This is a genomic window from Phyllobacterium sp. 0TCS1.6A, assembly GCF_026420825.1.
Lineage (GTDB): Bacteria > Pseudomonadota > Alphaproteobacteria > Rhizobiales > Rhizobiaceae > Phyllobacterium.
Genome location: NZ_JAPMAB010000002.1, coordinates 223,607 through 247,929 on the forward strand (window position 1 = coordinate 223,607; position 24,323 = coordinate 247,929).

31 protein-coding genes, 1 pseudogene and 1 riboswitch are annotated in these 24,323 nt (G+C 62.9%); of the genes and pseudogenes, 11 read left to right on the forward strand and 21 right to left on the reverse strand.

The features are described 5' to 3' along the window. The first annotated feature begins 80 nt into the window (after positions 1-80). The 5 genes from OSJ75_RS05235 to OSJ75_RS05255 all read left to right on the forward strand — a co-directional run bounded on the left by OSJ75_RS05235 (position 81) and on the right by OSJ75_RS05255 (position 5,292). Positions 81-1,568: a sensor histidine kinase gene (locus tag OSJ75_RS05235; protein WP_267227171.1), complete on the forward strand. Its 1,488-nt coding sequence runs from the start codon at positions 81-83 to the stop codon at positions 1,566-1,568. Between the two features lie 4 nt (positions 1,569-1,572). Beyond that, the gene (locus tag OSJ75_RS05240; protein ID WP_323748422.1) at positions 1,573-2,010 is read left to right on the forward strand and encodes a response regulator; all 438 of its coding nucleotides are present in this window, start codon (positions 1,573-1,575) and stop codon (positions 2,008-2,010) included. Positions 2,011-2,021: 11 nt separating this feature from the next. After that, positions 2,022-3,056, forward strand: a complete 1,035-nt coding sequence (locus tag OSJ75_RS05245) for a response regulator (protein WP_267227173.1) — start codon at positions 2,022-2,024, stop codon at positions 3,054-3,056. 188 nt (positions 3,057-3,244) lie between these two features. Then, the gene (locus OSJ75_RS05250; RefSeq protein ID WP_250020141.1) at positions 3,245-3,853 is read left to right on the forward strand and encodes a TRAP transporter small permease subunit; all 609 of its coding nucleotides are present in this window, start codon (positions 3,245-3,247) and stop codon (positions 3,851-3,853) included. Continuing rightward, positions 3,850-5,292: a TRAP transporter large permease gene (locus tag OSJ75_RS05255; RefSeq protein ID WP_250020140.1), complete on the forward strand. Its 1,443-nt coding sequence runs from the start codon at positions 3,850-3,852 to the stop codon at positions 5,290-5,292. Before OSJ75_RS05250 ends, OSJ75_RS05255 begins: the two co-directional genes overlap by 4 nt. Here the strand turns inward: OSJ75_RS05255 and OSJ75_RS05260 are convergent, their stop codons facing one another. The 5 genes from OSJ75_RS05260 to OSJ75_RS05280 all read right to left on the reverse strand — a co-directional run bounded on the left by OSJ75_RS05260 (position 5,293) and on the right by OSJ75_RS05280 (position 9,251). Then, positions 5,293-5,835, reverse strand: a complete 543-nt coding sequence (locus OSJ75_RS05260; protein ID WP_267227174.1) for a DNA-3-methyladenine glycosylase — start codon at positions 5,833-5,835, stop codon at positions 5,293-5,295. It abuts the gene before it with no gap. Positions 5,836-5,875: 40 nt separating this feature from the next. Further along, the gene (locus tag OSJ75_RS05265; RefSeq protein WP_267227175.1) at positions 5,876-6,229 is read right to left on the reverse strand and encodes a DUF779 domain-containing protein; all 354 of its coding nucleotides are present in this window, start codon (positions 6,227-6,229) and stop codon (positions 5,876-5,878) included. 57 nt (positions 6,230-6,286) lie between these two features. Beyond that, positions 6,287-7,804 (reverse strand): aldehyde dehydrogenase, encoded by a 1,518-nt coding sequence (gene adh, locus OSJ75_RS05270; protein WP_250020137.1) that lies wholly within the window; start codon positions 7,802-7,804, stop codon positions 6,287-6,289. Between the two features lie 177 nt (positions 7,805-7,981). After that, positions 7,982-8,953 (reverse strand): GAF domain-containing protein, encoded by a 972-nt coding sequence (locus OSJ75_RS05275; protein WP_250020136.1) that lies wholly within the window; start codon positions 8,951-8,953, stop codon positions 7,982-7,984. Positions 8,954-9,011: 58 nt separating this feature from the next. Further along, positions 9,012-9,251: a hypothetical protein gene (locus OSJ75_RS05280; protein WP_267227176.1), complete on the reverse strand. Its 240-nt coding sequence runs from the start codon at positions 9,249-9,251 to the stop codon at positions 9,012-9,014. Positions 9,252-9,342: 91 nt separating this feature from the next. Further along, positions 9,343-9,599: riboswitch (cobalamin riboswitch) on the reverse strand. A gap of 240 nt (positions 9,600-9,839) precedes the next feature. Here OSJ75_RS05280 and OSJ75_RS05285 point away from each other — a divergent pair. Together OSJ75_RS05285 and OSJ75_RS05290 are read left to right on the forward strand one after the other, a co-directional pair. Further along, positions 9,840-10,499, forward strand: a complete 660-nt coding sequence (locus OSJ75_RS05285; RefSeq protein WP_250020130.1) for a peroxiredoxin — start codon at positions 9,840-9,842, stop codon at positions 10,497-10,499. Between the two features lie 135 nt (positions 10,500-10,634). Then, complete coding sequence (locus tag OSJ75_RS05290; RefSeq protein WP_267227177.1) at positions 10,635-10,853, forward strand: hypothetical protein; 219 nt, start codon at positions 10,635-10,637, stop codon at positions 10,851-10,853. 29 nt (positions 10,854-10,882) lie between these two features. Here OSJ75_RS05290 and OSJ75_RS05295 read toward each other — a convergent pair whose 3' ends face one another. From OSJ75_RS05295 to OSJ75_RS05305, 3 genes are all read right to left on the reverse strand, one after another. Further along, complete coding sequence (locus OSJ75_RS05295; RefSeq protein WP_267227178.1) at positions 10,883-11,302, reverse strand: OsmC family protein; 420 nt, start codon at positions 11,300-11,302, stop codon at positions 10,883-10,885. A gap of 104 nt (positions 11,303-11,406) precedes the next feature. Next, positions 11,407-12,141, reverse strand: coding sequence for an SDR family oxidoreductase (locus tag OSJ75_RS05300; RefSeq protein ID WP_267227179.1), 735 nt, complete (start codon positions 12,139-12,141; stop codon positions 11,407-11,409). Positions 12,142-12,175: 34 nt separating this feature from the next. Further along, positions 12,176-12,520, reverse strand: a complete 345-nt coding sequence (locus OSJ75_RS05305) for an Atu4866 domain-containing protein (protein ID WP_416362529.1) — start codon at positions 12,518-12,520, stop codon at positions 12,176-12,178. A gap of 209 nt (positions 12,521-12,729) precedes the next feature. On the opposite strand from OSJ75_RS05305, the gene OSJ75_RS05310 reads away from it, so the two are divergent. Next, complete coding sequence (locus tag OSJ75_RS05310; protein WP_267227181.1) at positions 12,730-13,644, forward strand: LysR family transcriptional regulator; 915 nt, start codon at positions 12,730-12,732, stop codon at positions 13,642-13,644. Between the two features lie 36 nt (positions 13,645-13,680). Here the strand turns inward: OSJ75_RS05310 and OSJ75_RS05315 are convergent, their stop codons facing one another. The 5 genes from OSJ75_RS05315 to OSJ75_RS05335 form a co-directional block, all read right to left on the reverse strand. Further along, positions 13,681-13,935, reverse strand: a complete 255-nt coding sequence (locus tag OSJ75_RS05315; protein WP_371929563.1) for a DUF2312 domain-containing protein — start codon at positions 13,933-13,935, stop codon at positions 13,681-13,683. 177 nt (positions 13,936-14,112) lie between these two features. Next, a complete protein-coding gene (locus OSJ75_RS05320) occupies positions 14,113-14,418 on the reverse strand; it encodes a DUF1244 domain-containing protein (RefSeq protein WP_267227182.1) in 306 nt (101 codons plus the stop codon). Continuing rightward, positions 14,415-15,218 carry an N-formylglutamate amidohydrolase gene (locus OSJ75_RS05325; protein WP_250020170.1) on the reverse strand — a complete coding sequence of 268 codons (804 nt, stop codon included), beginning with the start codon at positions 15,216-15,218 and terminating at the stop codon, positions 14,415-14,417. The genes OSJ75_RS05320 and OSJ75_RS05325 overlap by 4 nt, the downstream gene beginning before the upstream one ends. 65 nt (positions 15,219-15,283) lie before the next feature. Then, positions 15,284-15,982, reverse strand: a complete 699-nt coding sequence (locus OSJ75_RS05330) for an RES family NAD+ phosphorylase (RefSeq protein WP_267227183.1) — start codon at positions 15,980-15,982, stop codon at positions 15,284-15,286. Next, positions 15,976-16,389, reverse strand: a complete 414-nt coding sequence (locus OSJ75_RS05335; protein WP_267227184.1) for an MbcA/ParS/Xre antitoxin family protein — start codon at positions 16,387-16,389, stop codon at positions 15,976-15,978. Before OSJ75_RS05335 ends, OSJ75_RS05330 begins: the two co-directional genes overlap by 7 nt. A gap of 366 nt (positions 16,390-16,755) precedes the next feature. Here OSJ75_RS05335 and OSJ75_RS05340 point away from each other — a divergent pair. Continuing rightward, positions 16,756-17,148, forward strand: a pseudogene (locus OSJ75_RS05340) (DUF1036 domain-containing protein); the annotation flags it as partial. Next, a complete protein-coding gene (gene pyk / locus OSJ75_RS05345; protein ID WP_250020120.1) occupies positions 17,145-18,581 on the forward strand; it encodes a pyruvate kinase in 1,437 nt (478 codons plus the stop codon). The pseudogene OSJ75_RS05340 and the gene pyk, both read left to right, overlap by 4 nt. A 47-nt stretch (positions 18,582-18,628) precedes the next feature. Here pyk and OSJ75_RS05350 read toward each other — a convergent pair whose 3' ends face one another. From OSJ75_RS05350 to OSJ75_RS05370, 5 genes are all read right to left on the reverse strand, one after another. After that, on the reverse strand, positions 18,629-19,159 hold the full coding sequence (locus tag OSJ75_RS05350; RefSeq protein ID WP_267227185.1) for a hypothetical protein: 531 nt from the start codon (positions 19,157-19,159) through the stop codon (positions 18,629-18,631). A gap of 218 nt (positions 19,160-19,377) precedes the next feature. Next, positions 19,378-19,503, reverse strand: coding sequence for a type B 50S ribosomal protein L36 (gene ykgO / locus OSJ75_RS05355; protein ID WP_250020118.1), 126 nt, complete (start codon positions 19,501-19,503; stop codon positions 19,378-19,380). A gap of 166 nt (positions 19,504-19,669) precedes the next feature. Beyond that, positions 19,670-20,749 carry a 5-(carboxyamino)imidazole ribonucleotide synthase gene (locus OSJ75_RS05360; protein WP_267227186.1) on the reverse strand — a complete coding sequence of 360 codons (1,080 nt, stop codon included), beginning with the start codon at positions 20,747-20,749 and terminating at the stop codon, positions 19,670-19,672. Next, on the reverse strand, positions 20,746-21,243 hold the full coding sequence (gene purE / locus OSJ75_RS05365) for a 5-(carboxyamino)imidazole ribonucleotide mutase (RefSeq protein WP_267227187.1): 498 nt from the start codon (positions 21,241-21,243) through the stop codon (positions 20,746-20,748). The genes OSJ75_RS05360 and purE overlap by 4 nt, the downstream gene beginning before the upstream one ends. A gap of 66 nt (positions 21,244-21,309) precedes the next feature. Further along, on the reverse strand, positions 21,310-21,513 hold the full coding sequence (locus OSJ75_RS05370; protein ID WP_250020115.1) for a YdcH family protein: 204 nt from the start codon (positions 21,511-21,513) through the stop codon (positions 21,310-21,312). 225 nt (positions 21,514-21,738) lie between these two features. Here OSJ75_RS05370 and OSJ75_RS05375 point away from each other — a divergent pair, with 225 nt between their 5' ends. After that, positions 21,739-21,918, forward strand: a complete 180-nt coding sequence (locus OSJ75_RS05375) for a YdcH family protein (protein WP_250020114.1) — start codon at positions 21,739-21,741, stop codon at positions 21,916-21,918. A gap of 91 nt (positions 21,919-22,009) precedes the next feature. Here the strand turns inward: OSJ75_RS05375 and OSJ75_RS05380 are convergent, their stop codons facing one another. From OSJ75_RS05380 to OSJ75_RS05390, 3 genes are all read right to left on the reverse strand, one after another. Beyond that, the gene (locus tag OSJ75_RS05380) at positions 22,010-22,273 is read right to left on the reverse strand and encodes an ArsR/SmtB family transcription factor (RefSeq protein WP_267227188.1); all 264 of its coding nucleotides are present in this window, start codon (positions 22,271-22,273) and stop codon (positions 22,010-22,012) included. Between the two features lie 59 nt (positions 22,274-22,332). Next, on the reverse strand, positions 22,333-23,574 hold the full coding sequence (locus OSJ75_RS05385; protein WP_323748426.1) for an MFS transporter: 1,242 nt from the start codon (positions 23,572-23,574) through the stop codon (positions 22,333-22,335). A gap of 89 nt (positions 23,575-23,663) precedes the next feature. Beyond that, complete coding sequence (locus OSJ75_RS05390) at positions 23,664-23,849, reverse strand: DUF1192 domain-containing protein (protein WP_250020112.1); 186 nt, start codon at positions 23,847-23,849, stop codon at positions 23,664-23,666. Positions 23,850-24,323 lie beyond the last annotated feature (474 nt).

Here is a 24,323-nt window from a genome sequence, read left to right on the forward strand (position 1 = left end):
TCCAGGTTGACGTTCTGGCTCCCACGGGTCAATTTGCGCTAGCCTGTCGATACGGCACGAACCCTAGCAGCAACGGTCGAATGTTCAGCACCAGATCCAGTTTCGCCCGCTCCACCCTCATCATGATTTCGATCGGCGGACTGATCCTGCTCGGGATCGTCGGCTCGACCATCTGGCTCGTACAGCAGAGCCGTCACTATTTCGACGAAGTCGTCTCGGCGCGCGCCATTCGCAGCGGCTCGACCGACCTGCTGTCGACGCTGCAGGACGCCGAAACCGGCCAGCGCGGCTATCTTCTCTCCCAGGAGGACAATTTCCTCGAGCCCTACAAATCGGCGCTGGAAAGTCTTTCCGCGCGGCGCGATACGCTCAGGCGCAGCGTGACGGGCAGGCAAAGCTATGAGAAGGACTTTCCCCGGCTCGACCAGCTGATCACGCAAAGGCTGGACGATCTCAATCATACCGTCGATCTCGCCATGGAAGGCAAGGCCGCGGAGGCCATTGCCATTACCCGCCGCGGCGCCGGCGAGCAAACCATGTCCGGCATCCGCGAGATCCTCAACAATTACATGGTGGCCTCGGAGATCGATCTGCAGGCGGCCCTCGACGAACAGTCGGAGGCGCTGGCCACATTGCAGCGCGCCACGATCATCGGCGCCGGCGCGATCGTGCTGGTGCTGGCCGGCGCCCTTTCCGTCATCTACCAGCACATCCGCGATCTCTCCCGCGCGCGGAGCGAGGTCGAGACCCTGAATGCCAGCCTCGAGGAGCGGGTGAACGAGCGCACGGAAGATCTCATCCGCGCCAACCAGGAGATCCAGCGTTTCGCCTATATCGTCACGCATGACCTGCGGGCGCCGCTCGTCAACATCATGGGTTTCACCAGCGAACTCGAAACGTCGCTCAATGCCATCCAGCCCTATGTCCTTTCCGAAGGCGAAGTCCTCTCCGAGGACGAGATAAAGCTTGCCCGCGTCGCGGCGGAGGAGGACCTGCCGGAAGCCATCACCTTCATCCGCTCTTCGACCAAGAAGATGGACGGGCTGATCAATGCCATCCTCAAGATCTCGCGCGATGGCCGCCGCCAGTTGAAGCCCGAGCCGATCGACCTCAGGGAATTGCTCGAGACGAGCGCGGCGAGCATCCAGCATCAGGTCGCCGACCTCGACGGCAGCATCGAGATCGGCGGCAGGATGCCGAAGATCACCACCGACAAATTGTCTCTGGAGCAGATTTTCGGCAATCTCTTCGACAATGCGGTGAAATATGCCAGTCCCGACCGGCCGCTGCACATCGAAGTGCATGCCAGGCCGCAAGGGCCGAGGTTCATCCGTGTCGAAGTCAGCGACAATGGCCGGGGCATCGCGGAGGAGGATCTGGAGCGGATTTTCGAGCTCTTCCGCCGTTCGGGCCAGCAGGACAAACCGGGCGAAGGCATCGGGCTCGCCCATGTCCGCTCCCTGACCCGCAACCTCGGCGGCGACATCACGGTCCAATCCGAGATTGGAAAAGGTTCCACCTTTGTGCTACGGCTTCCCTCGGATTTGACGAAAGTCGCAGGAGTATGATGGCGTGAAAGGCACCGGCAAAGAAGTTACCATTGTCATGGTGGAGGATGACGAAGGTCACGCGCGCCTGATCGAGAAGAATGTGCGCCGCGCCGGCGTCAACAACGAGATCATTCCGTTCACGGACGGCAATTCCGCGCTCGATTTCGTCCTCGGCAAGGATAGAACCGGCGAGACTTCGAAGAACAGCTATCTGCTGATCCTGCTCGACCTCAACCTGCCGGACATGTCGGGCATCGACATCCTCGCCAAGATCAAGTCCAACCCGCACACGAAGCGACTTCCCGTCGTCATCCTCACCACGACGGATGACGAGGGCGAAATACAGCGGTGCTACGATCTCGGCGCCAATGTCTATATTACCAAGCCCGTGGAATATGACAGCTTCGCCAATGCCATCCGGCAATTGGGGCTGTTCTTTTCCGTCATGCAGATTCCTTGACAGGTAGGAACGTGCCAGGCCGCATTCTTTATGTCGATGATGATCCGGCATTCGTCCGCCTGGCGCAGAAGGCGCTGGGCCGCGCCGGCTATGAAGTCGTCCACGCCGCAACGACCGCCTCCGGCCTCGAAATCCTGGGCGGCGAGCAGGTCGACGTCATTGTCCTCGACCACTACTTGCAGAACACCACCGGCACGCAATTTCTAGGTGTGCTGCGCGAACATGGCATCACCGTCCCGGTCGTCTATGTCACCGGATCGAGCGAGGCGAAGATCGCCATTGACGCCCTCAAGGCCGGCGCTGCCGACTACGTCATAAAGACCGTCGGCGACGAATTCATGCCGCTGCTCGAAAGCGCCATCGCCCAGGCCATCGCCACCGCCGAGCTGCACCGCGACCGCGAGCGCGCCGACATGGAGATCCTGCGCGGCAAGGAACGGGCCGAAGTGCTGCTCGCCGAGGTCAATCACCGCGTCGGCAACAGCCTCGCCCTGGTGGCGGCGCTCATCCGCCTGCAGATATCGAACAGCGTAGACGAAGCCGTGAAACATGCGCTGACGGAGGCGCAGGCGCGCATCACCGCCATCGGCGGCATGCATCGCAGCCTCTACAGTTCCGACGATGTGCGGCAGGTCGAGATGGACAAATACCTGACCAGCCTGATTTCGGAACTGCGCAGTTCGCTCGAACATGCCTCGCAGCGGCTGGAGATAAAGCAGGACGTCGAGGATATCCGCCTCTCCTCCGACCAGGCCGTCTCCATCGGCATGATCGTCACCGAACTCGTCACCAATGCGTTCAAATATGCCTATCCCGAGGGATCGAAGGGCACGATCCGCGTCTCGTTCCTCAAGAAGGGCGATGGCAAGGCCACGCTTTCGGTCGAGGATGACGGCATCGGCTGGTCCGAGGGCACCCAGCCCAAGGGCACCGGTCTCGGCACGCGGATCGTCAAGGCGATGGCGTCGAGCCTTGGCAGCAGCATCGAATATGTGACGCGGGACCGCGGCACGCGGGCCGAACTGACCATCGAGGCGAAAGCCTGAGGATAGGGACCCACGGCCCATCGATGGCCTATCCATGGCCCGTTCATTGGCCCGTTCAATGGCCCATTCAACGGCATTGCATCACGCTGATCCATGGGGTAACTCTGTCGCCATCACAAGACGGGCCGATACGAGCAAAGGGACGGTCGGCCCCGGCTCTCTTCATGTCGGCAATCGGGAGGGGATCAATGGCGCGGTGGCTCAGGGTCACAGGGTGGATCGACGAATTCAACCGTCGCATCGGCATCATTGCCATCTATTTCGTACTGTTCGCATCCATCGTATGCGCCTTCAATGCCTTGCTGCGCTACAGCATCGGCACGCTGATCTGGCTCGACCAGACCGTCGGCGCCGGCGGCATCTTCCGCGGCATCCTCGCCGTCTATGGCAGGAACTCCAATTCGCTCTCCGAACTGCAATGGTATCTCTTCGCCGGCATGGTGATGCTGGGCGGGGCCTGGACGCTCAAGCTGAACGAGCATGTGCGCGTCGATCTCGTCTATGGATCGGTCAGCGAGAAGACGCGGACGTGGATCGACCTTCTCGGCACGCTGCTCTTCCTGTTGCCGATCTGCGCGCTGATGATCTATTTCACCTGGCCGTGGTTCGTTCTTTCCTATGTGACGAATGAAAGTTCGTCCAATGCCGGCGGCCTGCCGCTCTGGCCGGTCAAGCTCAGCCTGCCCATCGGCTTCTTCCTCGTCGGACTGCAGGGCGTGTCCGAGCTCATCAAATGCTATCTCGCCCTCACCACGGATTACGTGCGTGAGTTCGCCTACGAGAAACCTGTTCAATGATGCAATTCTTCTCCGACAACCTCGCCCCGTTGATGTTCTTCGGGCTGGTGATCTTCATGGTCATCGGCTACCCGGCTGCGTTCTCGCTGGCTGCCGTCGGGCTGTTTTTCGGTTTCGTCGCCATCGAGATGGGCGCGATCGGGCCGGATTTCCTCGGCAACCTGACCTATCAGATGTTCTCGGTCCTCTCGAACGAATTGCTGCTCGCGATCCCGTTCTTCACCTTCATGGGCGTCATCCTGGAGAAATGCGGCCTCGCCGAGGATCTTCTCGATGGCTTCGGCCAGCTCTTCGGCGGCGTTCGCGGCGGCCTTTCCTATGCGGTCATCCTCGTCGGCGCCATCCTCGGCGCGATCACCGGCACCGTGGCCGCATCCGTCATCGCCATGGGCCTGATATCCCTGCCTGTCATGGCCAAATACGGCTACAATATCCGCCATGCCACCGGCGTCATCGCCGCGTCCGGCACCATAACCCAGCTCATTCCGCCCTCGCTGGTGCTCATCGTCCTCGCCGACCAGCTCGGCAGGTCGCCCGGCGACATGTATATCGGCGCCACCGGGGCCAGCATCGTGCAGGTGCTGCTCTTTGCCGGCTGGGTCTTCGTCCTCAGCATCATCCGGCCGCACCATCTGCCGGCGCTGCCGCCGGAAGCGCGCACCCTGCGCGGCTGGCCGCTGTTCCTGCGCTGCGCGCGCGGCATGATCCCGTCGCTCGCGCTGATCTTCGTCGTCCTCGGCACGATCTTCCTCGGCCTCGCAACGCCGACCGAGGCCGGCGCCATGGGCGTCGTCGGCGCCATGTTCATGGCGTGGATCAATCGCCGGCTGACCTGGGATCTCGTCTACCAGGCGATGACGATGACCATGCGCCTGACGGCCATGGTGGTCTTCATCCTGCTCGGCGCCCGCGTCTTCAGCCTGGTCTTCCAGGGCGTCGGCGGCGGCCACTGGATCGAGACCATGCTGACCTCGCTGCCGGGCGGCATCGTCGGCTTCCTGATATTCGTCAACATATTCATCTTCGTGCTGGCGTTCTTCCTCGATTTCTTCGAGATCGCCTTCATCATCATTCCGTTGCTGGCGCCGGCGGCAAGCGCGCTCGGCATCGACCTCGTCTGGTTCGGCGTCATGATCTGCGCCAACATGCAGACCAGCTTCATGCATCCGCCCTTCGGCTTCGCCCTGTTCTACCTGCGCGGCATCGCGCCGAAATCGATCAAGACCAGCGATATCTACATGGGCGCCATACCCTTCCTGTGCCTGCAATTGCTGCTGGTCGGCCTGCTCATCGCCTTCCCGGAGATGGTGACCTATTTCCTCGATGTCGCCGAGCCCGTGGACCTGAAGAATTTTCAGATCGAGCTGCCCAATGCGCCGGGGAACGATCTCGGCAGCCCGCCCTCGTTCGATCTCGGCCAGCCGCCGAAGTTCAACTGATCAGGCGAACCGGCGGCTGAGGAAAGGCGAGCCCTTCAGCCCGAAGCGCCACGGCGTTTCGGCGCCCTTGCTGATGCCGATGCGCGGCCCGAACGCGATTTCGCGCGCTGCGCCGGGCATCAGCTCGAAGGGCGGCTCGAACAGCGAAAGCCCGTCATGCGCCTTCGTCACGCCAAGCGCCTGCGCCAGTTTTCCGGGCCCCGAACAGAGCTGCGACGGCAGTTCGACGCCCCGCCTCAGCCGCATCGGCTCCAAGCCTTCCAGCGGCTCCAAGGCGCGGATGAGCACGGCGGAACCCGGCAGGCACACCATGTTGAGGCACCAGTGAATGCCATAGGAGCGATAGACATAGGCGTGGCCGGGCGGGCCGAACATGCTGCGGTTCGACGGCCCCTCGCCGCGAAAACTATGCGAGGCCGGATCGTCCTGCCGGTAGGCCTCGGTCTCGACGACCATGCCGCCGACGCCATCGACGAGCAGCGTCGTGCCGATGAGCTCGCGCGCGACGACCACCGCATCACGGTCGAAAAAGTCGGGATTCATCTGCGCCGGGCCCCTCCTCCCGCCTGAAGCCCTGCTCGCCTCAAGAGGGAACGGCGCAGATGCGCGAACGGGTGAGGAACCGCACTTCGCGGCCATTGTCGAGCGAGAACATGCCGCCCCTGCCCGGCACGACGTCGATGATCAGTTCCGTATGTTTCCACACATCATATTGCGAGGCGCTGATATAGACCGGCGCACCGCCGATCTCGCCGAGCTTCACGTCATTGTCGCCGACGATGAAATCGCCCTGCGCATAGCACATGGGCGATGAGCCGTCGCAGCAGCCGCCCGATTGATGGAACATGATCGGTCCATATTCGGACTGCAATGTCGCGATGAGTTCGAGAGCCGCCGGTGTCGCGCTGACCTTGTCTTCCATGCCTGCGTCTTCCATCTCTGCCTCCTCGCGCGCCGGCGCCGCTACTGCGGGCCGGCGCGCGGGCTGGTCCTGTCAGAAGAAGCCGAGCTTCTTCGGGCTGTAGCTTACCAGCATATTCTTCGTCTGCTGATAATGTTCAAGCATCTTCAGGTGGTTTTCACGGCCGATGCCCGATTGCTTGTAGCCGCCGAAGGCCGCATGGGCCGGATAGGCATGGTAGCAATTGGTCCAGACGCGGCCGGCCTGGATCGCCCGCCCGAAGCGATAGGTGGTGTTGACGTCGCGGCTCCAGATGCCGGCGCCAAGGCCATAGAGCGTGTCGTTGGCGATGGAAAGCGCCTCGTCCTTATCCTTGAACGTCGCCACCGAAACGACCGGGCCGAATATCTCCTCCTGGAACACCCGCATGCGGTTATGGCCCTTGAACACCGTCGGATGCACGTAATAGCCGCCGGCGAGATCGCCCGCGAGCATGTTGCGCTCGCCGCCGATCAGCACTTCCGCGCCCTCCTGCTTGCCGATGTCGAGATAGGAGAGGATCTTTTCCAGCTGCTCGCTCGACGCCTGCGCGCCGATCATCGTTGCCGGATCGAGAGGATCGCCCTGGACGATGGCCTCCACCCGCTTCAGCGCCCGCTCCATGAAGCGGTCATAGATCGACTCGTGGATGAGCGCGCGGCTCGGGCAGGTGCAGACTTCGCCCTGGTTGAGCGCGAACATGACGAAGCCCTCGATGGCCTTGTCGAAGAAGTCGTCATCTTCGGCAACGACGTCCTCGAAGAAGATGTTCGGCGACTTGCCGCCGAGTTCGAGCGTCACCGGAATGAGGTTCTGGCTGGCATATTGCATGATCAGCCGGCCGGTGGTGGTTTCGCCGGTGAAGGCGATCTTGGCGATGCGCGGGCTCGATGCGAGCGGCTTGCCGGCCTCGAGGCCGAAGCCGTTGACGATATTGACGACGCCGGGCGGCAGGATGTCGGCGATGAGCTCCATCAGGACGAGGATCGACGCCGGGGTCTGCTCGGCAGGCTTGAGCACCACGCAATTGCCCGCCGCCAGCGCCGGGGCAAGCTTCCACACCGCCATGAGGATGGGGAAATTCCACGGGATGATCTGTCCCACCACGCCGAGCGGTTCATGGAAATGATAGGCGACCGTATCATGGTCGATCTCGGATATCCCGCCCTCCTGCGCCCTGATGACGCCGGCAAAATAGCGGAAATGGTCGATGGCGAGCGGGATGTCGGCCGCGGTCGTCTCGCGGATCGGCTTGCCATTGTCCCAGGTCTCGGCCTGGGCCAGGACGGAGAGATTGTCCTCCATCACCTGCGCGATCCTGTTGAGCATGACGCTGCGTTCGGCAGCGCTGGTGCGGCCCCAGCCTTCCTTGGCGGCATGGGCGGCGTCGAGCGCCGCTTCCACGTCGCTGGCGTCCGATCGCGCCACCTCGCAAAGGACCTGGCCGTTCACCGGCGAGGTGTTCTCGAAATATCTGCCGGCCTTCGGTTCGACGAACTTGCCGCCGATGAAATTGCCGTATCTGGCCTTGAAGTTGGGTTTTACAGTGCGGTTGAATTCTACCTTGTTCATGGTTTCCTCCCTTGCGCCGGCTCCTGCAGCGGACTGCTGCAGATGCAATACGCGCGAATTTCCGGGCCGCCTCCTGCGGCTATGGAGAGCTTCGCGCGCTCTGGCGCGGCTGTCATCCCGCCATGGCGAGTTGATGCCGGCATTTGTCGCATATCTGCGACAGGCGATCGTCCCACACTAGTTCAGGCCGAGCTTCTTCAGCTTGCGGTGCAGCGTGGCGCGGCTCATGCCCATCATGCTGGCGGCAACGGAGACATTGCCATTGGCCCGGCGCAGCACGCGCTGGATGACGCTGCGTTCCGCCGCGGCGAAATCGGCGGCGGCGTCGCGTTCATGGCCCAGCAGATTGGCTGCCGGCAGCGGCGTCCGCAGGTTCTCGTCGGTGAGGCCCAGCAATTGCCGGGCGGAGCGCGACGCGCCGATGACGAGATCGTCCTGGTCGACCGCGATCAGCGCATTCAGCGCGCGCTCGCTGCCGGGGTCGCCCTCGGCCATGACGATGCGCGCCCGCGGGAAGGCCAGGCGGAAATTCTCGGCCTCCACCCGCCGCGCCGCGTCTGAGACCGCCATGCCGATCAGCCGCACCACGCCCTCGGTCAGGTCGGCGCGCGCCGAGGAAACGTCGATGACGGCCATCAGCCGGCCGCAATGATCGAAGATCGGCGCCGACGTGCAGGAAAGCGCCGTGTTGCGGCTGCGGAAATGCTGGTCGCGATGGATCGTCAGCGGCCGCTGTTCGGCGATCGCCGTGCCAATGCCGTTGGTGCCCTCGCTTTCCTCGCTCCATACGGCGCCGGTCCACAGGCCGACCTTCGAGAAAGTCGCGTCATCGCCCTCATAGCCGCGCCGGTCGACCGGCACGCCGTTCTTGTCGGCAAGCAGCACGCAGCAGCCGGCGCCGCCGACGGCGGAATAGAGGCGGTCGAGGGAAGCGGAGGCGGTGGATATCAGGGAGCCGAGCCTTTCGCGCGCTTCGCGCAATTCGCGGTCGGTGAGGATGATGGTCGGCCTGCGCTCGTCATCCGGCTGCAAGCCATAGAGGCGCATCGATCGCCCCCATGAAGCGACAAGCGCCGATTTCGCCGCTGCATTGCCGGTCAGCGCCGTCTGAATCTGTTCGGCATGCAAGCCGTTCTGACTTTTCTCCAAGTCCCTCCTCCCGAAGTCTTGGTCATCAACTTCAACACTAGGCCAGAACCGCCGCAGGTCAAGCCCTGACGGGCCGCTCAGCCTCGATGAGCGCACGGAACAATTCGTGCAGCCGCCGCGCCCCTTCATGCCGGCTGGCGGGAGATTCAAGCCGCGCCACTTCGCGCCGCGCCGCCTCGGCAATATCCGAGCCCTGCGGGCGCGACAGCAGCCAGCGCATGAAAACATCCTCGGGCGCGGTGGAGGCATCGACATCGCGGCGGATGCCGCTCCTGTTCTGGCAGAAGGAAAGACCCATGATAAAAACCCCGATCATCGTGATGGACGGGGCTTTGCGTCTGAATTGCAGCAGCGGGCCGATGCAAAGCGACACAGGACACCCCGCCCGTGGACATTCAACATGTTTCGGCAGGTCTCCTGGCTCACAGGTCATCATTGCTGGCCGGCCTTCCCGAAGCGGAAATTGCTTCAGTGGCTTACCGCACCATCCGCGAAACCCAGGGTTTGCGAATGGACGGGGACAGCAACTCGCTGTTTACAGTTGCGGGGGCAGCGTCGGCTTCGGCAGGCGTTCAAACCTGCCTCACGGACTTCCCTCTTAGCTCCCTGCCTTGCGGCAGGAAGAACCGGAACGGCGCTATAAGAACCACCGCCGGCCGATCCGTCAAGGGAGCATCGGCGATATACCGGGGAAACTCGGCCATGGCGGAACCGGCCGGCCTTGCGGCGCTCCCGGAGGCCGCCCCATTCTCCGCCTTTGCCATTGCTTCTTGCCTCTCTCGCGCTACAATCCCGGCGAAATTGGCGTGAACGGGAGCTTTTTGCGCGAGGAACGCGTCAAATCCTTCCGTTCTGGTGCCTGAACTCAGCGAAAATGGAGACAGCGATGGGCTTACGCATTAACGACACTGCGCCGGATTTCACTGCCGACACCACCCAGGGCGAGATCAGGTTCCACGACTGGATCAGGGACAGCTATGCGGTGCTTTTCAGCCATCCGAAGAATTTCACCCCGGTCTGCACCACCGAACTCGGCTACATGGCCGGTCTTGCGCCCGAATTCGAGAAGCGCAACGCCAAGATCATCGGCATCTCCGTCGATCCGGTCGAGAGCCATTCGAAATGGAAGAACGACATCAAGACGGCGACCGGACACGAGGTCGACTATCCCCTTATCGGTGACAAGGACCTGAAGGTCGCCAAGCTCTACGACATGCTGCCGGCCGAAGCCGGCGATTCTTCCGAGGGCCGCACCCCCGCCGACAATGCCACCGTGCGTTCGGTTTTCGTCGTCGGCCCCGACAAGAAGATCAAGCTGATCCTGACCTATCCGATGACGACCGGACGCAATTTCGACGAGATCCTGCGCGCCATCGACAGTATCCAGCTGACGGCGAAGCACCAGGTGGCGACTCCGGCGCAATGGAAACAGGGCGAGGATGTCATCATCACCGCCGCCGTTTCCGACGAAGACGCGGAAAAACGCTTCGGCGGTTTCGAGCGCGTCCTGCCCTATCTGCGCAAGACCAGGCAGCCGGCAGGCTGAGCGGCATCATCGCGACTTGATGGCTTGCGGGAGAAAATTCTCCCGCAGGCCGCTCCCGCGCAATGACATGCCCTGACGGGCGGGCCGAAACATGGTCTAACCCAACGTCGGAAGATCCGTGGAGGGATGTCTCCGATGAAGCCGTGCAAGAAGGTGAAATATTCCGACGGGGACCTGTATCTGCGCCTGCGGGAACTGCGCGACATGCTGCAGGCGATCGAGCCGGACAGCGCGAGCGCGCAACGCGAACTGGCGATCATCCGCGACGCCATTTCCTTTTCGCTGACGCGCCTGGCACTTCCCGGCCGCAACGACGCCGCCAATGACGATCCCCCGGTAAAACCCGTGAGCTAGGGTTGGGCCCGTGAAGCCTGCCCCGGCAACTAGACCCGCGTGACGAATTGCGGCGCGCCGCGCAGCGTGTTGCTGATGGTGCAGATTTCCTCGGCGGCCTCGACGATCCTGTGTTTCGTCTCGTCGTCGAGCTGCCCGTCGATCTCGATCTCGATGATGAAGCGTTCGACCCGCGACGGCTCGTCGGCGGCCTTCTCGCCCGTCACCCGCACCCTCACCTCGCCGAGCCGTTCGGCGACGCCGAGCCGCGCCGCCGCCATGCGCGCGCTGAGCGCGATGCAGGCCGACAGCGAGGCATAGATGAGGTCGAGCGGGCTGAAGCCGGGTTCCGACACGGCGGTGACGATATCGAGGACGCCGCCGGTATCCGAGGTGACGACCGGAAGTCGCCCGGGCGCCATGGCCGTCTGCGCGCCCACCGCGCGGGTTCGAATCTTCAACGCTGCCATCCCTTGATTGCCTGCCGAACGAGCCTGTTTTCAGGCTTCAGTCTTTCCATGAAAGTACCGCCGCCGCAAGGCGCCCCGGACAGGAGCACCTCGCGGCTTCGGCCTCAGAAGGGGCTCGCCGTCGGCCGCACGATGATCTCGCTCACATCGACATCGTCCGGCTGGCTGACCGCATAGGCGATGGCCCGGGCGATCGCCTCGGCGCTGATGGTGATGGCCCGGAACGGCGCCACGGCATCGCGTCCGGCAGGATCGGTTATGGTATTGGCAAGCTCGGATGTCGTCGTGCCGGGAGAGACGACGGTGACGCGGAGCCTGTCCGTTTCCTGCCGCAGCCCGTCGGAAATGGCCCGCACCGCGAATTTCGTGCCGCAATAGACGGCGCTCATCGGCCAGACGATATGGGCGGCGATCGACGAGATATTGACGATATGGCCGCTGCCCTGCTCCTGCATGATCGGCAGCGCGGCGGCAATGCCGTAGAGCACGCCCTTCACATTGACGTCGATCATGCTGTCCCATTCATCCACCTTCAGCGCGGCGAGCGGTGAAAGCGGCATGATGCCCGCATTGTTGACGAACACGTCCAGCCGGCCGAACTCCGACAGCGCAAGGGCGGCGAATTGCTCCACATCGGCCCGCCGCGTCACATCCACGCCGAGAAAGCGCACCGATCCGCCGCGCGACGAAATCTCTTCGGCCAGCTTTTCCAGCCGGTCCGTCCGCCGGGCGCCGATGACGAGCCGCGCGCCCTCCGTCGCCAGAAGCCTTGCCGTTGCTTCGCCGATGCCGCTGCTGGCGCCGGTGATCGCGATGACCTTTCCTTCAATTCCAACCATTTTGCTTCTCCATCATCTGTTTCTGAACGGGATTCTAGCGGCGCCTGAAGACCATGCCGCCATGATGCAGCGTATCGGCATCGACAAAGGTGCCGTCGGCGGTGAAGCCGGTATCGTCCCAGTAGCGGATTTCGTTGCCGCTCACCTCGTAGCGCCCCTGATAGGCGCTCTGGCGCGTGCCGCGCGCTTCGTCATAGCGGCCATTCTCCAGGAGTTCCTGGCGCACATGGCCGTCATCGGTGACCCACATGCCGATATAGGGATGTTGAGACATTGCTTCCTCGTTTTCGGATTGTTGTTGCACTGGCAAGGCCTGCCCGGCATGGCCCGTTCCGGCCAGAACCAGCGCGGTGCCGCCAAGGATGGCCGCGCGAAGCATGGCGCGCCGCGCCGGTGAATTGCGTTTCGGTGCCCTGAACGTCTTGATGAACGTCTCGATGAACGTTTCGATGAACATTTCGACCTCACCTGTCTTGCTTGTTGCTTGTTCGGGGCCGCCTTCCGGCAGGCCCGCAGGCACAAGATAGGTCGCGGTCTGCGGCTGAAAAAGTTGCCAATTCCAAACAGACTGGTTAGTGATGCTAACCAATGAACAATGATCTCGATGGTATTTCGGTCTTCATGGCGATTGCGGAAGCGGACAGCTTCCGGCTCGCCGCCGAAAGGCTGGGCGTGACGCGTTCTGCCGTCAGCCAGGCGCTGCAACGGCTTGAGGACCGGCTGGGCGTGGCGCTGGTGCAGCGCACGACGCGAAGCGTGCGCCTGACCGAGGCCGGCGAAAAGCTTTATGAAAGCGCGCGTCCGCCGCTGCTCGATCTCGCGGCGGCGCTGCAGGCGACACGGGAATTGCGCCAGGAGCCATCCGGCATGCTGCGCCTTGCCGTTTCCTCCATCGCCGAGAGTTTTCTCTCCGGCCCGTTCATTGCGGACTTCCTCGCGCTCCATCCGGCGATCGACATGGATATCACGATTACCGACGAAACATTCGACATCGTCGCTGCCGGCTATGATGCGGGCGTGCGCCTTGAGGAAGTGATCGAGCAGGACATGATCGCCGTGCCGGTCTCGTCCCGGCAGCGCCAGTTCGCGGTGGCTTCACCGGATTACATCGCGGCACGGGGCGCGCCGCTGCATCCGCGCGATCTCCTCGACCATAGTCTCGTCGGCTGGCGCCCGCGGCCGGACACCGCGCCCTATCGCTGGGAATTCACCGAGGACGGGCGCGACTTCGATGTGGCGGTGCAGCCCCGGCTGACGACGAACGACATGGAACTGATGCTGCGCACGGCCTGCGCGGGCGGCGGCATCACCTTCGGCATGGAGGAAACCATGCGGCCCTACATGGCAAGGGGCGAGCTCGTGCCGCTGCTCGAGCCCTTCTGCGCGCCGTTTCCGGGTTTTCATCTCTATTACCCGCGCCGGCAGCACCAGCCGGCCAAGCTGCGGGCGCTCGTGGACTATCTGCGGCGCTGGAATCGCCGGCCCGATCAGCCCGATTCATGATGAGCGGCCCGCTCTCTCATGGCGACCCTCGGGTCGTCAAACCATGCCGAGGGCGTTCATGTACAATTCGAGGATCGCTTCTTCTTCCTTGCGTTCATTGGCGTCCTTCTTGCGAAGGCGCACGATGGTGCGGATGATCTTCGTGTCGTAGCCCCGGCCCTTTGCCTCGGCCATGACTTCCTTGATGTCATCCTGCAGCGTAGCCTTTTCTTCCTCGAGCCGCTCTATGCGCTCGATGAACTGCCGCAATTCCGCTGCGGCAACACCTTCTACACCCGCCGGCGCCGACATATCATCCATGGTCATCTCATGCTCCGTGATCATTCAACTGGCGACTCGACTGGCCGCGCTCGACGTTCCGATGCCCGACCACGACCCGCGGAGTCAAGCCAATAGAGTCCGCGACGGCGGTTTCTCATGCCGGGGATCAGTGCGAAGGGATCGCGAAGGGATCAGTGCCAAGGGGACTCAGTGCGAAGGCTTGCTGGTCTCGAAGGCCGCCTTCTGTTCGTCGCTCGCCTCGCGCTGGTGCTTGGCCTGCCACTGCGCATAGGGTTCGCCATAGATCAGCTCGCGCGATTCATCCTTGCCAAGCGCGATGCCGGAAGCCTCGGCCGCCTCCCTGTACCAGTTGGCGAGGCAATTGCGGCAGAAGCCGGCGAGATTCATCAGATCGATATTCTGCACGTCGCTGCGGCTGCGCAGATGCTCGACGAGCCGGCGAAACGCCGCGGCTTCGAGTTCGATCTTCTGCCTTTCGGTCAGTTCAGTCATGTTCCAGTTCCATCTTCCATCGGCCCGGTGCGCGACGTGTAATGCCGCACCACATGGATGTCGGGCGTTGCGTTCATGCCTTCAAGGATCGGCGCCAGCAAATCGCGCCACCGCGTGGTGCCGGCATCGTCGCCGATGAGATCCTGCCGCACTTCGATCAGCGCATGCGCATAGCCCGGCACCACGCAGTGGCGGAACATCGTATCGTTGCGCAGGGCGCCATCATAGGGCTCGTTGTCGCCTACCACCAGCAGCGGATCGGCGCGCAGCCCGGCCAGCAGCGGCAGCACAGCACGCGGGTCGCTGTCCCACAATATGCCCGCATGCCAGGGGCGCGGCGTCTCCTTCCAGAAGGCGGTGAAGGAATGGACCGAGATCACCAGCGGCGCTGCGCCGCTCGCCGCCGCGACGCGGGCGATGGCGGCGGACACGGCATCGTGATAGGGGCGGTAATAGCGCTCGATGCGCCGCCGCCGTTCTTCCGGCGGCATCGGATTGTTGCGCGGAATGATGGCACCGTCCGAAAGCCGCATGATCAGCGTTGGATCGTCCTCGCCGCGGTTCGGATCGATCAGCAGGCGCGAGAAGCCGCCCAGCACCGCCGGCACGCCGAGCCGCGCGGCGAGCTTGCGGGTCAGGTCCTCGACGCCGATATCATAGGCGATGTGGCGGTCGAACTGCGCCGCGGGCAGGCCGAGCGAACCATATTCCTCCGGCAGATCGCGCCGCGCGTGATCCGCGAGCAGGACCATTCCCCTGGCATCGTCGCCATCGACATGGTGAAAAGGGGCAAAGGACATGCGGCTACTCTGTATCCATGGCAGGTCGGTCCTGTTTTCCACGCGCCGCCCCGCTTTGCAAGCCTTCAACTCACCGCCAGCACCGCTTCGGTATCGTATTGGCGCACGAAATCCACCCGCGTGCCGTTCCAGTGATAACAATAGTGCCGGCCCTGGACAGGAATGGGAATGACGTCGGGCCAGAAGATGCCGATGCAGCGTCCGCCGCGCATTCGCACGCTGTTCCACAACAGGCCATCGCTGCCCGCGGCCCGGAGCTCGCGGCCCTCGATGTGGGAAGCCGCATAATCATGCGGGTCAAGGACGCCCGGCACCGCGTTCACATCGTCCAGTGCCCGGTCGATGCTGCTCACCAGCACGCGAAAATCCGAGGTCCAGCCCGGCGGCTGGTCGGTCGAACGCATGAACTTCTGGTGGTGATGGATGGTTTCGGCGACGGCGACTTCCTCGCTCTCGCCGGCATAATAGATGCCATAGCTTCCGTCGGAGAAGCGGCCCGGTCGCGCGGTCGAACAATGGACGAAGGGGGCCATGACAAGGCTGGCGCCGGTGCCCGAAACGCGGCGGTTCGCCGGCACCTTGCCGAGATCGCCGACCTCGAATCGAAGACGCGGATTGGTTTTCGCCTCGACGGCGACAAGCGCCTCCCAGTCGCGGGGATCGGCGATGTCTTCAAACAGGTCCACCGGCGGATATATGGAGCGGATGATGCGGTAGGTGCCGGGCCATCGTACTGGGGATCGGACGGCAAGCCCGCTCACCATGCGCTCCGCTCCGCATCGAGCCACTCCCGCATCACGGCAAGATCGGAAAGCTCGCCCTGCAGCATCATTTCGAGCGCCGACTTGCCGCCGAAAGCCGCATTGGGCGCCTTGATCCACGCATAGCCCCTGGCCGGGTCCTTGAACAGGTATCGCAGCCCCTTGTGAATACCCATCAGGTGAGCCAGCCGCATCTTCAGGTCGCGATCGACACGCCCGATATTGCCTTCCTTCCAGCGCGCCCAGGTGCGAGCCGACAAACCGCCGAGCAAGGTACAGGCCTGTGAATCGGTGAGCTTCCACGCGTTGAAGAGATTGACCGCCGTGCGGGCGAGCGCGCCGGCTTCCTCCTCGGTGATTTCGGCCGAAGATTTGCTGGATGGGGTCGACTCAATGGGCTGGAGCTGCATGGCACCCTCTCTTTCTGGCATAAAAATAGCACATTATTGCCATTTGGCAAGATGCGTGCCGTGAGAGGTGCTGCGTCGACAGGCTCGGCATGAGCGAAGCAGGCCCGCGATGCGGTGGGCTCGGCATGAGGGAAAGCGGGGTGATTGCAGCGCGCGAAAACCAGCGGATTGCGAGATAAATGGTGCACCCAAGGCAAGAAAGGCTATACGACTTATTCCCGCGTTGACAATGGGTGCGAAACTACCGAAAAGAAGGTCAAAGACCGGACGGAGGCAATATTGAGTAGGGGTATTAAGGCGAGATCGGGCACTTTCCTCGCGGCATTTCTATTCATTCTCATTGCGGGCAGTATTTTCAAGCCGAGTGAAGCGAGGGCGGATTTCCGCGTTTGCAACACGACGCAGAACCTCGTGGGTGTCGCTATCGGTTACCGCGCCAAGTCGGGCTGGATCACGGAAGGCTGGTGGCATGTCAATGCCTCCTCCTGCACCACGCTGCTTGTCGGGCCGCTGACATCGCGTTATTATTATCTCTATGCAGAAGACGCCCAGAGCGGCGGACGCTGGGACGGCAAGATCAACATGTGCGTTGCCGAAAACCAGTTCAAGATCACCGGGATCAATGATTGCTTCGCGCGCGGGTTCCAGCGCGCCGGCTTCCAGGAATACGATACCGGCGAACAGACGAGCTGGATGGTCCAGCTGACCGAAGAAACCCCTCCCTCCTCCCCAATTGTAACGGATACCCCTCCTCAATGAGACGCCGCCGTAAGGTAAAGATACTCGCCACCCTTGGCCCCGCTTCCTCCGACGAAGCGATGATTCGCAAGCTTTTCGAAGCCGGTGCCGACGTGTTCCGCATCAATATGAGCCATGCGAGCCACGAATTGATGCGCGAGCTGGTGCGGCGCATCCGCAATGTCGAGAAGGAACTCGGCCGCCCGATCGGCATTCTCGCCGACCTGCAGGGCCCGAAGCTGCGCGTCGGCAAATTCGCCAATACGCGGGTCGACCTCGTGCCCGGCCAGACCTTCACGCTCGACGACAATGAAGCGCCGGGCGACGAAACGCGCGTCTACCTGCCGCATCCGGAGATTCTGGCGGGGGTCGAGCCCGGCCACCGGCTGCTGATCGACGACGGCAAGCTGGCGCTGATCGCCGAGGCGACCGACGGCAAATCCATCCGCTGCCGCGTCGTTTCCGGCACCAAGATTTCCGACAAGAAGGGCGTCAGCCTGCCTGACACGACGCTCGGCGTCGGTGCGCTGACCGAGAAGGATCGCCGCGATCTCGATGCCGTGCTGCAGGAGGAAATCGACTGGGTGGCGCTGTCCTTTATCCAGCGGCCCGAGGATCTTGCCGAAGTGCGCAAGATTTCCCGTGGCCGCGTCGCTCTCCTTTCGAAGATCGAGAAGCCGCAGGCCGTGGCGCGTCTCGACGAGATCATCGAATTGTCCGATGCGCTGATGGTGGCGCGCGGCGATCTCGGTGTCGAAATGCCGCTGGAATCGGTTCCCGGCATCCAGAAGCAGATCATCCGCGCCTGCCGCCGTGCCGGCAAGCCCGTGGTCGTCGCCACCCAGATGCTGGAATCGATGATCACCGCGCCGGTGCCGACGCGCGCCGAAGTGTCGGATGTCGCGACCGCCGTGTTCGAAGGCGCCGACGCCGTCATGCTCTCGGCTGAATCCGCCGCCGGCGAATATCCGGTCGAAGCCGTGGCCACCATGGCGCGCATCGCCGAGGAAGTCGAACTCGATCCGAACTATCCCGGCATCATCCACGCCCAGCGCCCGGAGCCGAACGCGACCGGGGCGGACGCCATTTCGCTCGCTGCCCGCCAGATCGCCGAGACGCTCAACCTTTCGGCCATCGTCACCTATACCGCATCGGGCACCACGGGCCTGCGCGCCGCGCGCGAGCGGCCGCTGCTGCCGATCATCGCCCTGTCGCCGGTCGTCGAGACCGCCCGCCGGCTGTCGCTCGTCTGGGGCCTGCATTGCGTCGTGACCGAGGATGCCACCGACCTCGACGACATGGTCGATCGTGCCTGCCACATTGCCTATCAGGAAGAATTCGGCAATCCCGGCGATCGCATCATCATCTCGGCCGGCGTGCCGCTGCGCACCCCCGGCTCGACCAACATGCTGCGCATCGCCTATATCGGTTCGGATGGGCTGACCGGCATCTGATCTGCCGCGAAAAGGAGCTGGTGCCGGCGCCCGCTGCCGGCGCCGGTTCAGGTGCGCTGGCCGGCCAGTTGCTCGGCGAGTTCCCCGGCTTCCCGCTGCGCCTCGCGCAGCATGGGATAGACTTCAAGCGCGCGCTCCAGTGCATGGAACGCCGCTTCCGTCTGGCCATTGCTCTTCAGGATCGCCGCCATGCCGGTGATGGCGCCGAAATGGCGCGGCTCCAGCGCCAGCGTTCGCCGTATGTCGGCCATCGAGCGCCCATAATCGCGGTTGAGGAAATTCACCGTCGCCCGCCTGTTCCAGCCTTCGGCATAATCGGGACGCATGACGGTGACCTGGTCGAGGAAATCCATCGCCATCGCATATTTCTTGTCCTCGATGGCCTTCGCCGCCCAGCCCATCATCAGATCGACCGTCGCGCTGCCGGAATTCTGCCATTGCGACTGGATCTGCGTGGCGATGCGCGAAGCCTTGACCGCATTGCTCTCGCGCTTGAGCGAGGCAAAGAGCTCGTCCAGCCGGGCGGCCTTCTTCTGCGCCAGCGTCATGTTCGGCGTGGCCAGCGCAGCCGCCTTCACGGCTTCCTGAACCTGCTGGTTCAGCGCTTCCGGAGCCGGCGATTCTGGAGCTGATGATTGGGGGCCAGACGATTGGGGGTCAGACGATTCTTGCGCCGTAGCCAGGCCCGGCACGGCCAGAAGGAGAATGAGGGCAAAAAAAGCAAAAACGTTCCACATGGCAGGAATGTTAGTTCCTGTCAGCGAAACGTCAAATGCAAATAAGCGTGAGCTTGGGCTCAGCCCTGGCGCGCCTTGAAGCGCGGAGCCGTCTTGTTGATGATGTAGATGCGACCCTTGCGGCGAACCAGCTGGTTGCCACGATGACGGGCCTTCAGGGCCTTGAGCGAATTCTTGATCTTCATTTTAGCACCGGTATCTTTACGCCCGAAACCGGGCATTACGAAAAAGCGCGCCTCAATCAGCGCGCCACAAACACGTTGCGGGGAAATAGCCAAGGAATGGCTGGATTGTCAACTCCCGAGTAGCGATCCAGCGTGCGATTCCTTGCGCTTTCGGCAAATTGTCGCGTCAGAGCCGCTTGGTGATGCGGGTGACATGGCCCATTTTCCTGCCGGGGCGCGATTCCGCCTTACCGTAGAGATGCACGACCGCGCCGGGCTCGCCGAGGAGGCTCGGCACGCTCTTCCACTCGTCGCCGATCAGATTGTCCATCACGCAATCCGAATGCCGCCTCGTATCGCCGAGCGGCAGGCCGGCAATGGCGCGGATATGCTGCTCGAACTGCGAAACCGCGCAGGCCGCCTCCGTCCAATGGCCGGAATTGTGCACGCGCGGCGCAAATTCGTTCGCCAGCAGCGTACCATTGGCCAGCGCGAAGAATTCCACGCCGAGCACGCCGACATAATTCAGCGCTTCCAGGAGCTTGCGCGCCGCATCGGCCGCGAGGCCCGCCATGGTCGAGGAAACGGAGACCGGCACGGTGGACCGTATGAGGATGCCGTCCTTGTGGACATTCTCGGCGGCATCGTAGATGCGGATATTGCCGGCTTGGTCGCGCGCCGCGATGATCGAGATCTCATGGGTGAACTCCACCATCGCCTCGAGGATCGAGGGCGCATTGCCGACGGCCGCGAACCCGGCCGCAGCGGTTTCGCCGGCCGCGCCGCTGAACTTGTACTGGCCCTTGCCGTCATAGCCGAAGCGGCGGGTCTTGAGGATGCCCTTGCCGTCGAAGGCCAGCAGCGCCGCCTCGAGCTCGGCCTCGGTTTCCACCACCCGCCATTGCGCCGTCTTGATGCCGGCCTTCGCCAGGAAGCGTTTCTCGGTGACGCGATCCTGCGAAACCTTCAAGGCTTCGCAGGGCGGAAATACCGGCTTGCTGTCGCTGAGCTGCTCGGCGGTATCGACCGGCACGTTCTCGAATTCATAGGTGATGACGTCGCTGAGTTCCGCCAGCTGGTCGAGCGCCTGCGGATTGTCATAGGCGGCGGTGATGACCTGGTTCGCAACCTGCGCCGCCGGGCAATCCGGCTGCGGCTCGAGCACCACCGTCCGATAGCCAAGCCTTGCCGCCGCCATTGCCAGCATGCGTCCCAGCTGTCCCCCGCCGATTATGCCGATCGTCGCGCCCGGTAGTATCATCGTCATGCCTCGTCTGATGGCCGCAGGGCGACCTTTTCGCTTTGCGCCTGGCGGAACGCATCGAGCCGCCGGGCCAGGTCCTCATCGCCAAGGGCGAGCACCGCCGCCGCCAGCAGCGCCGCATTGACCGCGCCTGCCCGGCCGATCGCAAGCGTTCCAACCGGTATGCCCGCCGGCATCTGCACGATCGAGAGCAGCGAATCCTGCCCCGACAGCGCCTTGGATTCGACCGGGACGCCGAAGACCGGCAAGGGCGTCATCGCGGCCGCCATGCCCGGAAGATGCGCCGCGCCGCCGGCGCCGGCTATGACCACCTTGAAACCCGCGTCGCGTGCGCCCCTGGCAAATTCAACCAGCCGATCCGGCGTGCGATGCGCCGAAACGATCCTGTCATCATGCGAAACCCCGAGACTGTCGAGCGTTTCCGCTGCATGGCGCATGGTGGCCCAGTCGGACTGGCTCCCCATGATAATTGCGACGTCAGCGCGGGTGTCTGCCATTGAGCATCCTTCAATCATTGCTTTGGGAAACGGAGTGAAAGGCGCGCCCGGCGCCTCCTGATGAAATCATGCGATGATATCGGGAATGATCTTGTCTTCAAGCTCGATCAGCTTGTCCTTGATCACCAGCTTTTTCTTCTTCATGCGCTGAATGCGAAGCTGGTCGCAACCCACCTGAATCATCGCCTGTATCGCGGCATCGAAATCGAGATGCTCTTGTTTCAATCTTGCGACTGCCAGTCGAATGTCAGCCTGATCCTGGTCGGACATGCAGTGAATCCCGATCATTTATAGTAAAGGAATCGTGTTCGGCATGGACCAATTCCTGTTCCTTACCGGCGCGCTGCCATATCATATTTTACACCACAAGAAAATCCTACGAAACAAATTCGACATTCGCGCAAAGTGGTGGCACAGTGTCACGGCTCTGTCATAAAGTCGCCACGCGGCGGGCAGAGCATTTACGAGCAAGGACACCAACAAGGGAGAAGCTGCATGGCCATTGAGTCTCATCTTGAAACGCTTGAACGTAAGCATGGCGCACTCGAAAAAGAGATTTCCGACGCGCTTCTAAGTCCCGCCACCGACGACCTCAGAATCACCGACCTCAAGCGGCGAAAGCTTGTTCTGAAGGATCAAATCGAAAAGCTGAGATCAATCGTCACCCATCATTGATGACAAGGCCGACAGGCTCGACCAAGGAATTTCGCGTGCTTCCGGCACGCGCCATAAAAAGGGCCCGGCTCCGCATTGCGTGAGCCGGGCCCTATTCGCTCCAGAACTGGTCCAGCCAGATATTCAGGTGGAGAAAACCGTCATTGTCGACGGAATAGATCCTGCGCGTGCCCTCGGCGGCGACGCTCACCAGCCCTGCATCCAGCAGCGCGCGCAAATGCTGCGATACGGCCGGGCGTGAAATCGGCAGTCCGGCCGCAAGCTCGCTCACCGTCCTCGGCGCGCGGCGCAACTCCTCCAGCAGATGGCGGCGATTTGGATCGGCAATGGCCAGGAACGGGTCGGTTTGAACCATGATGCGCCAAGTTTCGGTTCAATCCTGCCCCGGAGTCAATGCGCCTTGTGTCGATCCTTCTATTCAGGCGCGCTTTCAGCCCGGGGATCGAGGCGTACGCCCTCCGGCGTCGCCCGCTCCGAATGCGCGGTCTGGAAATTGTCGCGCTGGTCGATCGGCACGGGAGCGCGCATCCGCGAGCGGATGATGGCGTGGACCATGATGGCCGCATGCGCCAGCGCGGTTATGGCGAACAGGCCTTCCGCCTTCACCGCCTCCATCGCCCAGGCGCCGAGAACCGGCCCGATCATCGTGCCGAAGCCATAGAGCAGCAGCAGGCCGCTCGTCACCTTCACGAAATTCTCCGAATCGGAAAAGTCGTTCGCATGGGCGACGGCGACGGGATAGAGCGTATAGGCGAGCCCGCCATAGATCGCGGTCATGATCAGGATCAGCGTCGCATTATGCGGGGCGAAGGCGAAGATCATCAGGCCGATCAGCGCCGCCGCGCCGCCGACGCAGGCAAGCACGTAGCGCCGGTCGGTGCGGTCGGACATGCGCCCGACGGGGATCTGCATCAGCGCGCCGCCGAGGACCGCGGCGCTCATCATCAGCGCGATCTCGGCCGTCGATATGCCGGTCGCGGCGCCATAGACGGCGCCGAGCGTGCCGAATGCCCCATTGGCGACGCCGATGAGGATGCAGCCGAGAAATGCCACCGGCGAATTGCGGTAGAGCGCCTTCAGGTCCAATTGCACCTCCGTCAGCGGCTTGGGGCTGCTCGCGGTGGAAATCGCCGTCGGGATGAGGGCCAGGCAGAACAGGATGCCGGTCAGCATGAAGAAGGTTCCGTTGCGCACGTCGCCGAAGCCGATCATCAATTGCCCCGCCGTGATCGAACCGAAGTTCACCACCATGTAGAGGCCGAAGATCTGGCCGCGATTGGCGTTGCTCGCCCGCTCGTTCAACCAGCTCTCGATGACCATGTAGGAACCGGCCATGGCAAATCCCGTCAGGGCGCGCAGGGCGATCCAGGCGGTCGAATCGACCAGCAATCCGGTCATCAGCGCCACGATGGCGGCGATGGAGGCGAAGGCGCTGAAGGCACGCACATGCCCGACCCGCTGGACGAGGCGCGGCGCCAGCAGGCAGGCGGTGATGAACCCTCCTGCCCAGGCGGTGCCGAGCAGGCCGAGCGACGTGGTGGAGAAGCCTTCGACGCCGCCGCGCAACGGCAGCAGCAGGCCGTGCAGGCCCGATGCCATGACGAGGAAGGATGTGCCGCAGAGCAACGCGAAGACCTGTACGAACGAACGGAACACGGGAGAATCCCCTCTGGCGAATCAAACTGACCGGTGGCCGATCACGTTCATCTACATGTATTGCGGAGAGTTGATGGCCGCATGAACATTCAGCGGAAAAGCGCTTCGGCGGCAAGCTTGCTGCTGCCCTTGCGGCCGCGCTCCTCTTCCAGGCGGACGATCTCGGTCTTGAGCAGTTCGATCCTCTCGTCAAGTTCGGCAACGGACAACAGGGACAGGTCCTGGCCGATCTCGTGAGCGACCTTGCGCCTTGGCTCTTCATCGAAAACTGACATCGTCTCCTCCGCTTGCCGTCCGAAGCGGTCAGGATACAGCGCAACCGCTTGGAACCGCAAATATTTTCCTGAGCTGCCAGCTGATCTGCTACCCGGCGATCAATCCACCTCCCTCATGCTGAGCCAACTTTCCGATTGATTGCATCACCATTGCTGCGTGCTTCGACAGGCTCAGCATGAGGGAGGTGGTGGTCGTGCAACACCTGTTGAATACGGAAAATCCGCACCACGCCCGCGAAAATCGCGTCTGGTCATTGAAATGGGGGGAGACGGGCGGTCTTCAGCGCGTCGTAGTGGTATCAGGGTCGAGGTCCGAAGACCGCCCGCGACGTCTTTGCCTGCTGTTCCTGCGCTTGTCAGACGCAACAACCCGGAAACGAAGCGCCACCTCCGTTTCCTTCTGCAGTTTGCCGGCCAATCGGGGTTGTCACTTCCGACCGTCCGGCAACGCCATCCTTTCCCAGCAATCGAAAC